At 35.8% G+C, this 12,980-nt stretch carries 9 protein-coding genes and 2 pseudogenes; 5 read left to right on the top strand and 6 right to left on the bottom strand.

Features of this window, described 5'->3' with window-relative positions; genetic code table 11:
• From L865_RS0119390 to L865_RS0119360, 6 genes and pseudogenes are all read right to left on the bottom strand, one after another.
• Positions 1 to 1,151: pseudogene (locus L865_RS0119390) on the bottom strand (hypothetical protein); the annotation flags it as partial.
• Positions 1,152 to 1,204: 53 nt separating this feature from the next.
• Positions 1,205 to 1,771: a hypothetical protein gene (locus L865_RS0119385; protein ID WP_028774753.1), complete on the bottom strand. Its 567-nt coding sequence runs from the start codon at positions 1,769 to 1,771 to the stop codon at positions 1,205 to 1,207.
• Between the two features lie 31 nt (positions 1,772 to 1,802).
• A complete protein-coding gene (locus tag L865_RS0119380; protein ID WP_157577671.1) occupies positions 1,803 to 2,312 on the bottom strand; it encodes a DUF5462 family protein in 510 nt (169 codons plus the stop codon).
• A 20-nt stretch (positions 2,313 to 2,332) separates the two neighbouring features.
• Positions 2,333 to 3,028: a fimbria/pilus periplasmic chaperone gene (locus L865_RS24230; protein ID WP_051484703.1), complete on the bottom strand. Its 696-nt coding sequence runs from the start codon at positions 3,026 to 3,028 to the stop codon at positions 2,333 to 2,335.
• A pseudogene (locus tag L865_RS25925) lies at positions 3,018 to 5,294 on the bottom strand (fimbria/pilus outer membrane usher protein). Before L865_RS25925 ends, L865_RS24230 begins: the two are co-directional and overlap by 11 nt.
• 205 nt (positions 5,295 to 5,499) lie before the next feature.
• Entirely contained in the window at positions 5,500 to 6,057 is a 558-nt protein-coding gene (locus L865_RS0119360) for a hypothetical protein (RefSeq protein WP_028774749.1), read from the bottom strand.
• Positions 6,058 to 6,496: 439 nt separating this feature from the next.
• Here L865_RS0119360 and L865_RS0119355 point away from each other — a divergent pair, with 439 nt between their 5' ends.
• The 5 genes from L865_RS0119355 to L865_RS24220 form a co-directional block, all read left to right on the top strand.
• Entirely contained in the window at positions 6,497 to 7,177 is a 681-nt protein-coding gene (locus L865_RS0119355) for a winged helix-turn-helix domain-containing protein (protein WP_028774748.1), read from the top strand.
• Positions 7,178 to 7,851: 674 nt separating this feature from the next.
• Complete coding sequence (locus L865_RS24640) at positions 7,852 to 8,538, top strand: winged helix-turn-helix domain-containing protein (RefSeq protein WP_028774747.1); 687 nt, start codon at positions 7,852 to 7,854, stop codon at positions 8,536 to 8,538.
• The gene (locus L865_RS0119345; protein WP_028774746.1) at positions 8,535 to 9,065 is read left to right on the top strand and encodes a hypothetical protein; all 531 of its coding nucleotides are present in this window, start codon (positions 8,535 to 8,537) and stop codon (positions 9,063 to 9,065) included. Before L865_RS24640 ends, L865_RS0119345 begins: the two co-directional genes overlap by 4 nt.
• 124 nt (positions 9,066 to 9,189) lie before the next feature.
• A complete protein-coding gene (locus L865_RS0119340) occupies positions 9,190 to 11,652 on the top strand; it encodes a VolA/Pla-1 family phospholipase (RefSeq protein ID WP_028774745.1) in 2,463 nt (820 codons plus the stop codon).
• 920 nt (positions 11,653 to 12,572) lie between these two features.
• A partial coding sequence (locus L865_RS24220; RefSeq protein WP_037471635.1) for a hypothetical protein occupies positions 12,573 to 12,980 on the top strand: 408 nt, incomplete at its 3' end.

The following is a 12,980-nucleotide window of genomic DNA, read 5'->3' as shown; positions in this document are numbered from 1 at the left end:
CCTGCCTCACCCGCGGCCACATTCTGGCTCGCCGGCGTCACCTGCCCGCCTTCTGGCGTTAACGATGTAGCCGTAATGGTATAACTCGTTTGCGTAAAACGCGCATCTATGTGACAAGCTTCTGTCACTGGCGCTGTGATATAGCTGTCACCGGTTAATGTCCCGCCACACCCGCTCACTGAAGCTATGTGCCATCCACTAGTTGGTGTGAGCTTAACCACACCTGCCTCACCCGCGGCCACATTCTGGCTCGCCGGCGTCACCTGCCCGCCCGATGGTGTCAAGGATGCTGCTGTGATGATATAAGTGATAGGCGCGAAGCTCGCTACAATGTTACAATCCGCCGTTAATCCCGATGTACTATATATGCTGCCACTTAAAGTACCATTGCACCCCTTCACTGATGCTAATTCCCAACCTTCATCAGCTGCAATATTAAAACTAATATAATCGTCTGTATTAGCCAGCACTACCCTCGGAGAAATCTTACCGCTACCAGAAAGTTCAGTATTCACTTGGTAATGACTCTTCTGGCGCTCTTCTGACGTTTTTATAGAAATTATACAAGAGTCAATTACTGATTGTGCATTAAAGGTCGCGCCATCCAGAATGCCGTTACAGCCGTCAACATCAATCACTTTGTCAGTATTCGGAAGTATCTGAAAATTAGCTTCATCCCCCTCCTCGAACCCAACAAACAAGGGTGATACGTACGTATGATTAGTAGTAACATGCTCTCCAGTGTTTTTATCTATGACTTCAGCTCGGATCGTTCTAACCTCTGAATCACCAGTTTTTAAACTAAACTCAACTTCAACCACACAAGATTCTTTTAAATTGTTTAACTGTATATATTTTTCTGAAGCATTATAGAAACCAGGACATCCATCTACTTTCGAGACATAAAACCCTTCATTTACATAAAGGTAAAACTGAGCACTCTCGCCTGTAGATAAGCTTAAGTCCGTAGGCAAAATACTCCCGCCATCACTAACTGCAGTGATAATATGTACAGAAACCTCTTCACTGCCGTCAATTGGTGACTCCATCATTTTTATATTATTACCACCATCACAGCCAGCAATTATCAAAACACAAATAAACAATGTACATAACCAACCATAAAAACTATGACGTTCATAGAGTGTCACAAGCTTAACTCCTTTTAAAAAATTAGGACCAAGAAGAATTTTTTGCAGGGAAACTATTGACTTTCTTTAACTCGACTATATATAACGAAATCGGCATCATTATTAATTGAGTTCGAGTTTACCAGAATATTGTTTACATATACCTCACTTCTAGAAAACATATCTGGCAACGACAAATTAACTGTGAAATAGTGCTGATGTTCGCCTTTCACACCAATAACGTTGCTTCCATCCAAATATTCAAATATATTATTACCTATCACATTCTTATCTTTAAGAACAAGCTTAATCACATTGCCATGAGGACAGAAATGCGTAGCATAGAGCTTACCTCCTGATTTATGATACACTGTCATGGAAGTTCTATTATCACCTAACTCCCATTTTTCCACTAATGCGGTCTCATTTGATATCAATTCGTATGTCACTGTATGGTAATGACCATTTGGTGACACGGCTTCCCACTTACCGACCAAATTTACCAATTCAGAAAATATCGAGTCAGCATTATACTCTTTCGACGCTACATCAAAGGACAGAAACACCTGAACCATCAAAATGACCACCAATGAAATAATAACAATAAGATCATGCACATAAAATCTAAAAAAATAATTCATCGCTATAAGCCTTTACATTTGAAATCATAATTTAAGTCGTTACTTCAAGAGCAAAATCAAATTTAAAATGTCCTTTAAAGCCCTTTTTAAAATTAATTTTCAAGTCTCCCTTAGTAAGCAAGTCCAACCGATGCTGGTATTTAGGAACAAACAAAACTAAATCAATACCTTGCTCAATAGCATCTATTCCAACATCTCTCCCATCAATCGAAAGGGATATCATAACAATCACACTATTTATATTAGATGACCCTAGTTGACGATATTCGATTAAAAGGTCGTTACCTACCCTACCAATGACCTTAGCGTTCTTAATGTTAATCCGTCTTGCAATTTTCGAAGAATCAGCACGCGTTATTGATAAAAGTGATGAGTCATCAACACTTTTCTTGATAACTACCTCACTAGAGCTGACTGAATCGGATACAGTTAAAACTCCAAGAGAAACAGTGTTAGAAATACTCTTAACTAATTCAGCATTTACACTAAAACTTAAAACTAAACTAACTAACATTACGAGAAGCCTTTCACAAAATTTCATTGAATCAATCCTCGACATCATTAATAATCGCCATCGAAACTCAGTTTAAATTCATAAGTATTTCCATAATCATCTAAAGCCATACCGCCAACTATATTAAAATCAGTTACCTCTATTTTGTCTTCGGGTGAAAAAACACTTAAAATTCTTATTTGCTTGGTGTCTAGATCAATATAGTCACCTGACTGATCGATCAGCCCTCCAATAGCGAAAATATAAGGGGTACTATTCTTCAAATATAATCTACCGCCTTGCCTCTCTATTATCATTTTACTTTCTGCATTTAATCTCCCTTTAGCAATACCTTCAGGCCTATACAATACTTTAACCTTGGTTCGAATTGCCATTGAAATGCCGGTACCCTTAATTTGTGGAGGTATTTCTTGTAAACTCATCCAAAAAAGTGACTCTCTATCATCTGGCAAATGATCAGCGACATTTATTATTCTTACAATTTGTTTACGACCAGGTTCTACCTTAAAGAATGATGGTGAAGCTACGAGAATAGGTCTTGAATCAGCTATATCAGTACTTTCGACCCAAACCTGCCCTCCATACAACTTCTTATCCGAATCATTACTAACCTTAATTGATATAGAGTTGTCTTCGCTGTTATAAATGTACCTAGTAGCATCCAATACCAAATTAGCTGAAGCGCTATAACTAATTCCACAAGTGAGGATTATTACCATAATTTTAAATAGCTTATTTTTCACAAACAACCTCCTGTAACTTTCTAGTATCAACAATTTTTTCTTTTCCAATGCTACAGCTTCCAATTTGAACATCCTCTAAATCATCGATTACACTCACAAATAAAACTCCATTTTGCACTATAAATCCTAACGGCTTGCCATCACTGGTTCTGGCCCAACTACCTGTATTTAAATAATCTCCATTAGTATCTTTAACCTGTAATAAGTAGCGCTTTAAAACTGCCTTGTCGAAAGGTAAATAAATCACTGCCCCTTCAGTTGGCACAACTTCCTTATAGTCTTTATACAACTCAATATTTGTCGGTAACGAAGAGGTGTTAACTGTTATTTCGTTTGCCCTATAATTACTACCAGGAATAACAATCAAGCCATCTCTATCCGTTACATTAACTGTAGAATTAAATTTCGCACCACTAACACCATCTATCTTTGCTACAACGATGGTCTCACTTATGTCTCGCGTAAAAATTAAATCGCTATGTTCAGGTATAAATATTACTGAACCAGAAGCCGACAGAGACCCAGAGGTATTTTCAGCATGATACAAAGAAGCTTTTGTAAGAACATGGTCATCACGATAACTGGACTGCAATGAATACGTATCTGTGTGACTTGGAAGATTTAATCCCGCACTCATTGAGTAATCCCACCTTTCATTAATAGATGAGGATAAACCACTAGTTAAACTGGTATCTCCATGATTATTAGTACCAATTGTTGAGTAAGAATTGAATCTTCTAGAAAACAAATCGAAAGGGAAACTTACCGATAATGATACATTGTAGCTTTCCCTTTCGTTTACTTTCGAATATCCACCAGATAAGCTGTAATTAACATCATATATTCGCATAGAAGAAGTCAAATTGACTCCACTATTTGTGTAATCGTTGCGCCAATAATTTCTAACCCAGCCTGACACTCCCACATGAAAATTACCGGTAAATTTATGTCTTAGATTTATATCGTATTGGTTCTTAATATTTCTAAGTGCATTACTATTATTCTGATCTTCTGGCTAGGGCATAAAATTAGAAAAGTCAACATAATCATTTGAAGTATATTGCGCACCAATGAGTTGCATATTTGTATTCTTATTAAATGTTTTCGCATATGTAAGCGACAATTTGCTGCCTTTCTTTGTCTTTCCCCAGTCATACTTTGCATAAGAATAAGCAGAGTCCAAAGACAACGTTCCCCAATTACCAAGAGCACTTGATACCCCTAGCGATGCATTAGCATATTTATTATGAACAAGAAGGTTAGATCTAAAAGTTAGCTGGTTAAAACCGTATCCATAATTAGCAGCCGCAAATAATCCAGAAAGGTCTTTCTCCCATTCGTCATCTCGAATTCCTAAGTATGCACCATACTCAGACTTGCCAGGGCTCAACATATTACTAACAACTGTCAATGGAAATAACTTTACAGTGCGGCTACCGTCAGATTCTGTTACCACCATTGTGATATCACCACTATTTAACAAGTTCACATTTGTTATCTCAAATGGTCCCGCAGGAACCATTTCTGAATAAACAGTGTAACCATTTTGAACTAGTGTCACCCTAGCGAGAGTTAACGCCACACCAGAAAAAACTGGTGTGTACCCAATTTCCTCTGGGCGCATACTATTATTGCTGACTAAACTAGCGCCCAACATACTAGCACCGCCAGCAAACCCGTTGTTAACATATAACTTTCCTAAGGATAAATCAGATTGGATTTCTCTATACGCTCTAGTGATATATGCATTTGAAAGATTCGATTTATTATCCGTAACACTCAGTGAAGCTTTAGCACGCCACTTATCAATATTAGCAAGAAAATCAAACGCTCCATACGTAACAAGCTCGTCAAAACTATTAGTGTTAGCATTAACGTTATAATTAAGCCTTAAAGCATCTGTCCCAAAGTCCCAAAATTTCGTTACTTTAGATTTTTTTCTAATACCAACCTGAGGAATAGAAAAGTCCAAGGTTTGATTTTCAAAATCAAACTTAACGATAGTGTTTTCGTTTTTAGAGAGTGAATAACAACTTCGGTCATAGTTATATAAGGATTTGTAATAATTTTCGTCAATAAAAATACCAACGTCCTGTAACCACTGTATGCCAAAGCATTTAGTTTCGCTCTCAGATTTGTCAACTGAAAATATTGACTTGCCAAGCTTTTCATTATTAAGTCTAACTTCAACTAAATATCTACCAGGAGGGTATTTCTTGGACAATGAGTCTAAATAATCTTTACTAAGCCCACCTCCACCCGACATGAAGGTATAATCCAATTCTATATCTTGCTCTGTTAAGACATCATTTTCATAATCTGCATCGGAAACATTTTCGTTATCACTAATTTCTTTACCATATGAACTATCTACCGCAAAGCTATATTCTATAGGGGCACCAAAAATAGTTAAAAACAATATGTACACAAGTTTATTAACAGTTCGCTTAGTCACAGCAAATCCTTATCCACTAGTTATAAATTATATTCACAGAAACAGCGCCACGATATTCGCCTGCTTGAGCATTTTGGAGACCTAAAGTTTTAGCCTTAAACCTAAGCTCTCCGTCAGTTACAAATTCAGCAGGATAATATATAGAATCATTACTTGATGTAATAGCATCTATACTGCTAGCTTCACTATCCAGCGGGAATATTTGAATACGGATATTACCCCCAGCTCCGGTAGTTATTACACCTAGGTTATCCATCTGTCCCTGATTACCAAAAGTTACATTCACATTGGTATTTCCTACCAAAAAAGCATCGCACCCTTTCTGTGCAGAATTAAATTGAAGCACCTTAATGGTAAATTCCTTTTCTAATTCACCAGAGCCTCTTCCCAGGTGGTAATTACCAAAATTTATTAACGAACTTTCAGCTCCACTATCATTTACAACTTTTACCGAACATTGAGAGGTACCCAATACACCCTGAAAAACTGTATTTTTCACAACAATTAAATCTTCACTACCAAACAGCACTGGTGAATAAATTAAAGTCAATAGAACTAAAAGAACAAACCGCATTACCTCCCTTAATTTCTGGAATAAAAAAAAGAAGTAACAATATTTACGCGAGCTTTATTAGAAGCTTCAATTCCGGCAACCATCGCTTTTTTAACCTCCTATTCCTACTAACTACTAGATTTAGTTATTAACTGCTAAAAACATTTCAGAGGTTCATTAGACTGAAACAGCTAATATAGTCTACAAACCACAACAAACAAGATATGGAACATAAAACAAACTATTAAACATCAATAAGTCCCTGCTTGAGTGTTGTAGAACATAGCAGTGTCAATACACAAATAAAAGGGAATCAAAAACATCTTATTATTTATTTAAAACTAATAATAATTAAGGTGATTATTAAAAATTAAAAAAATCAAACAAGGTGGAACAAGAAGGTAGGCGCATGGTAGGGTTTGCAGAGTAATAGACATAGACAGTAGATGGTCAGCGTAATATGCAGAGTAAAATCGAGATTGAACTAGATAGCAGACTGCTCAGCTTTAATGGTAGAAGGTTTAAGCTAGGAAGGTCTGAGATAACAATTTTACATCACCTATCTGAAAAACAAGAAAAGGCAACCAAAGAAGAACTCCTTGCAATTGGGTGGCCACACAAGGTTGTTAGCCCAAACTCAGTCCAAGTGGCGATAGCTAATATACGCAGACAACTGCCAAAAGACGCCATCATTACAACAGATAAAGGTTACCATTTAAACAAAAAGTACCAAACTGAAGAACAGGATAACAAGGGAACAACAACCCCCTCGAAAAAGCCAAATAATTATGAAGAAATTTCGACAGTATTCGGTACGAGCCTGGTTATCTTATTCATTATCTCGGTGAGCGTTTATATAGCAGCTCCAAAAAATGCACTACTTTACAAATCCACCTCTAGAAACTTGTATACTGGAAACTATAACCTATCGCTCTCAATCAAAAACGAAGATGAGCTGTTTACATCCGTAGACAACCAGTTTTCATTCGGCCTCAACGAGAGGCACATCATTATAAGTCAATATAACAGTAGTTACATATTTGAATGCATTGATGCTGATGGTCGAGTTAAAAGTAAAATCATCAACATCACCAACATCACCAAAACAAATAATACTAAAGCATTCGAGACATGCTTCTAGCTTCAGTTACCATTATATTAACCTGCCCTATAATCGATTTTTTGATTATTACAATCTATTGAAATAATCAAAATCAAAATCAAAATCAATCCAGATAAACAGGAAAGCACACAATCGGTAACACGCAGAGTATTCAACCTTATTTATCGAAAAAGATCAGTTTCAAGCACTGCCAAGATTATATATTTACCCTACCCTATCCCGTATAAATTAAAATTGGTAATAGTGAAGATTAGATTTAATTTCGGTTAATAAACACCTCATTATGGGTATACGCATCAACAAAATCATCTAGAACAAAATACAATAATAAATCAACTCAGAATTAAAAGTACCCGCAAAACAGAGATAGCCAGGTAAATTTTCTACCCCCGAACCCCCTTCAGGGGGGGGTGATTAACAATTATTAACAATTATTATAAATTATAAACCACCTGTTCATTGCAATTGAACGAATAAGCAGCTACTCAAGGGTTTTTTTTTAGATATTTATACCTTATGATGGTCTTAAGTAGACAGGCTAGAGGTCGGACCACAATGAACCTTCTGCCAACCTGTTCTTCCATGCTTATGCATCAGAGGGACTAGCTTAATAGATGGATCAATTAGAATTCTAGATACACGCTTTTTTCTTAATATCATATTTCACAAAATAATCAGGGGAAGATTTACATATGATGATACATATTGATGAGGATAGAAGACTAGTTACAGTTGATAGTAATGAGTTAAAACTGGGAAAGTCAGAGATACTTATTATTAAGCATCTTATCTCTTCAAAAAAAAGGATAGCAAAAGAAGAACTAATGAAAGTCGGGTGGCCTAATAAGGTAGTTTCTCCTAATTCAGTACAAGTCGCTATAGCTAACATTCGCAAGCAACTACCTAAAAACTCGATAATTACTAGCGATGGGGGTTATCTTTTTGATATAAAAATTGACAATAAAAAATCGTTAATGGATGGTCATGATAGTATTGAAGATAACAAGAAATTCACGAACCCTCTCAGCCGTATGTTTTTTTCAATAATTGCAACTGGTATACCATTGCTAATACCAACTATGGCCTTGGCATTCAATCTATACAGCTCCAACCAAATAGAATTATACAAATCTAATATTAACGACAATGTTTTTTCTTCTGATAAGGATTTATTAAGAAATCTATTCGGTGAAAGTGACGTTAATATATCGACACTCCTAAGTAGTAAAGAAAATAGAGATAAAACTATTTTTATAAGTAAGTTAAACAGCAGTTACGTTATCCAATGCATTAATAATAACGTTACTAAAAGCATAGTCATCAACAATGCAAAAGAATATTTAAACCCTTATATTAAAGATGGAGCTTGTGAAGAATGAAAGTGACAAAATCAAAAAAATTACTTTTATATATTCTTTATGGCTGTTTGGTTATTACATGTTTGTTCATTGCATACTATCTTGTAGTCATTAGCAACTTAGAACGCCATCAATTTCCAGATAACAAGCGTTTCTTTAGAGAAGTGAAATACGAGTTCCAAGGTAAAAGATCCGTAATAGTGCAACACTCTATCAGTGTCACGAACAACAAGTACTATTCTAAAGTTGACTTTAGCAATGGGGATAAAAATGGCTCAATAACATATTCAGGAAAAATTAAGCGTAATATATTTCATAATTCTTTTTCCTACAGCGTAGGCAAGATCAAGATCGACGACGAAGATTTTGCCATATCAACTTTTAAGGAGCTTGATTCCCCGTTGATTGACGAATTAATTAGCGCTTATCTCTCAGGTGAAAAATTTGAAACCTTTGGCTTTAAGGTGCTTTTAGTAAGTAATGACGAAAAAACTATCTGTTATCAGTCAGTGAAATACAAAATAATAAGATGCATGAATAGCTATTAAGTTAGCAGTTTTAAAATCCGAGTCAGCATATTTTTAATAAATTATTAAGCGTTATTATGTTGACCCGGATCCTTACCACCAAATACTCTCCAAAACCAGAAGCACTATAATAACGGAGAGAATAATGAAAAACACATCAATAAAAATCATACCCACAATGATCTTATCGCTACTGTTTGCCACAGGTTGCAACGATAACAACAATAGTGATGAAAGTGAAACTAAAGAACCTACTATGTATATAGAGTTCTCCTTAGCAGATAATCAAATTCCCATTCCCAATGATTTATTTTTTTGGGGAAGTAACGACGGCACACTTAACATCGACCAACTTGGCGATTTACCCTATAATCATTTAGATGGTTGGTCTACAACATCAAGCATAACTCTTACTGTTACACAGTCATCAAGTGATGACGTAGATATTAATAAAACAATATCTATAGATAAGGATACATTAGAAAATACCAATGCTGTCATGCTATTTGAGGTTACACTAAACGATAGGTTTTCTGAAGACCCACAATGTAACCATAATGCAGTTAGCTTACTATGCAAAATAGATAAGCAACTTGAGTATGGCGTAGATTACACAATAGAGACGCAAAATGGTACGATAATCATTAAGCCAATCAAACCTTTAAAACCTGAACAATCCTATTTATACGCTACGACAGACTCTATTCAAACCAGCAATGGGGCAAAAGTTGGTGCGTCATCGCTCTACCAAAAACTAAAATATTCAAATAAGGAATTAAAAGGGCTAACTTCAGATGAGATTTTGTTAAAACAGATGACTGAGAATTTTGAAAAGTCGATTTTTGAATCTTACAATATTCACTCTAAGTCAATCAACTTAACAGGGTTATTCACTACCCAATCTATGGGGAATGTAATTCAGGCCCTAAAAGATAGTATGGTCAATCAAAATCAAGACAACCCCTACAGTAGCTATTTTTCCTCAATGCCCGTTGCCGCAGGGTATACTGTAGCTGAAGCCATGGGGTTGTCTGAATCTGATGGCAACATATATCAAATAGCAAGTATGGCTGACATATATAAAGCTAAGTTAGCAATCCCTATATATAGTGGTTGCTCAACTAACTCTTGTAGTGATTTTAATGATGCGCTTACTAGCCATTGGACAGCTCAATTTGATAGCCCGCTATCTGTGTTACATGCATTAGATTCAGGTCAACTTAGTTTAGAAAATTATGGTTCACAAGCTTTATCTCATGGAATAGATCCAAAACTCGGTATAGAAAACCCTCAGATGTTGATAAATAAAACTTGGTTCTTGGATGATGGAAAGACTCCCACTGATATAAATAAAAACCTAACAAAATATAATCCTTTACCGGAAATTAAAAGCCATGAGCATATTGACGTTCTACTTACGATTCCAAATATGGAAAAACTTAGCGCATTTTATGCAGCACAACAACGTCCATTTGTAATGCCACCAAAAGGTTGGCCATTAGCAATCACGTTGCATGGAATCAGTACAAGTAAAGAGCTAGTATTGTCGTATGCACATGCCTACACTCTTAATGGAATTGCGACTATATCAATAGATATGCCACTACATGGCTCTCGTTCTATCGATATCGACCAAGATGGTATTTACGATATATCTGCTACAACTGCGGACTTTGGTGCTCTTATAGGACAGCCAACTCAATTTGCAAATGGTTCGCCTACAACTTTTATTAATATCGCAAGCCCCCTCACCACACGTGATAATTTAAAACAAAGTGTAGTAGATAACCTAGGTTTACGCTACGCACTTAGCCAATTAGAAACCAAATTAGTTAATGAGCAACAACGGTTAGACATTGATTTTAACAACATATCAATACAAGGATTTAGTTTGGGCGGAATTATCGGAGCTTTAGTAGCTTCAAATACGATAGCTAATCCAACAGAACAACATACTAACCCATTTGAAATAAGTGCATTATCAATCATTGCTCCAGCAGGAGGCCTGACCGGTAGCTTTCTTGAATCCGCCTACTATGGCCCCCTCATAGTTGAAGAAGTCACTCAATCGGAAGTGTTTCAACAACTGCTAAAAAAGAGTAATACTAACAACTATGATGTTAATAGTGAGGAATACAAGCAGTTACAACAACAAATCTACAGTGAATTTATTGACAACTTAGCTCAAGTATCTCAAACAGCAATAGATAGTGTAGATCCAATTAATTTTGCATCAACACTAGCAAAGTCAACCATACCTATACACCTTATTGAAATAGTGGGAAATAATCAAAACAAACCAGATCAATTCATTCCTAATCAAACTACTAACTTTCCACTTTCAGGGACTGAACCACTCATCGACCAACTACAGCTTGGTTGTATAGATAAAACAAAAATAGGAAAGGGGGCGGTTAGATTTTCTATGGGGCACCATAGTTCTTTTGTAGATCCTCGCGGTGTAGAAGGAGTATCCACGGAAAACAGTCAAATGGTTACAACTGAAATGCAGCAACAGGTGTCTGCTTTTGCATTAAGCGCTGCCAATGGTAACCCAACTATCCGAATTAGTGACAATTCGGTTATTCAAGACTGTTTAAATCCATAATATAGCCTTAGCCTGCCGTCCTAGCTTTAGTAAGGACGGTAATTTAATCTCAGTTGATATTGCATTTAGCTCTGGCATAATATTAACATCTTGGATGTAAACCACTGTGTATTAAGATGGCATCATCGTCATTAAAACTATGATCTTAGCATGACTAATAAAATTGACAATATCGCTGCTTAAGGTAGTTGCTACGCTGATTCCCATGTTTAGATAGCAAGCGCACCTTAATCAATTGTCATCCATCAGACTCTGATGAGGCTTTAACGTTTAAATTAGTAATCCGCACGTTGTCACCATAATAACAACTATAATACTTCCTAGATGAAACAATACTCAATAGCATGACGATTTATCGAATACAGCCCGCACTATGCGCATACCGATATCAAAACTTTTTATTTAGCATAAATATGACACCCAAATAATGACATTGCTTACTCATTTATATACTATCAAAACCTGAAAAATCATCGTGAATAGCACTTATATAGAACTCACACATATTTTTAATATGTGTGATTTAATTCGAACCTCACTACCAACATTACAGATACCAACTGATTCAATATACCTCAAGATTTATTCTTATAAGAAAATCCTTTTACAAATAATCAGCGCCAGCTAACAATTGATAACAAACACTACTTTTGTGTGGGTTTAACCGTTAGTGGTAATAAAAACGCACTAAAACCGGCTGAAATCCATACAAAAATAAGGAGTAATGAGTTCATACTATGACAGATATTTTAAAGAATAATTGAAAGATACAACAAATTCCCCCCACTATAAAACATAAGGTATATTAATATTTATTCATTTAGCAATCACTTTTTAAAGCGCTTATAAAGTTGGAAGGGCTTTCACAAAAAGTCCAGTTTAAAATCTAAATTTAGATATATATAATGGAGTCTAGTACCATGAATATAAATACACCTGTCACAAATATTATACTTTTAATGCTTACCTCAACATTAGTTAATGTTAACGCAGTTGCTGCGGAAGTGGAAGTATCAGCTGCAACCGTAACTAATCCTGAGTATATTTTCATGTACCCCAATAAAAGCAGTGTTTATTTTGGAGCTTCTGGAGGTTTAGGAGTCGATGGTGGAAACGCTTGTGTCATTTGGAAAACAGATGAATACATTTCCTCATTTAGCTTCAGCATGTCCCATGATTCAGACATACTCAAAAAGTTATTACCTACATATACAATAGATGTTGGTAATAACTTAGACTGCACCAATCTTCCCTCAGAGTCATTAATGTCCGCATACACAAACTACAACTTCCCTAGTAGGACTGGTATAAGTATTACACATAAGCAG

The organism is Shewanella waksmanii ATCC BAA-643 (assembly GCF_000518805.1).
Classification (GTDB): Bacteria; Pseudomonadota; Gammaproteobacteria; order Enterobacterales; family Shewanellaceae; genus Shewanella; species Shewanella waksmanii.
This window is presented reverse-complemented; position numbering and strand designations above follow the sequence as displayed.

Excerpts from the sequence above, each read along its gene's own strand:
- L865_RS0119340 (WP_028774745.1), top strand. The coding sequence starts at position 9,190 with ATGAAAAACACATCAATAAAAATCATACCCACAATGATCTTATCGCTA.
- L865_RS0119345 (WP_028774746.1), top strand. The coding sequence starts at position 8,535 with ATGAAAGTGACAAAATCAAAAAAATTACTTTTATATATTCTTTATGGC.
- L865_RS0119355 (WP_028774748.1), top strand. The coding sequence starts at position 6,497 with ATGCAGAGTAAAATCGAGATTGAACTAGATAGCAGACTGCTCAGCTTT.
- L865_RS24640 (WP_028774747.1), top strand. The coding sequence starts at position 7,852 with ATGATGATACATATTGATGAGGATAGAAGACTAGTTACAGTTGATAGT.
- L865_RS0119380 (WP_157577671.1), bottom strand. The coding sequence starts at position 2,312 with ATGAAATTTTGTGAAAGGCTTCTCGTAATGTTAGTTAGTTTAGTTTTA.
- L865_RS0119385 (WP_028774753.1), bottom strand. The coding sequence starts at position 1,771 with ATGAATTATTTTTTTAGATTTTATGTGCATGATCTTATTGTTATTATT.
- L865_RS0119360 (WP_028774749.1), bottom strand. The coding sequence starts at position 6,057 with ATGCGGTTTGTTCTTTTAGTTCTATTGACTTTAATTTATTCACCAGTG.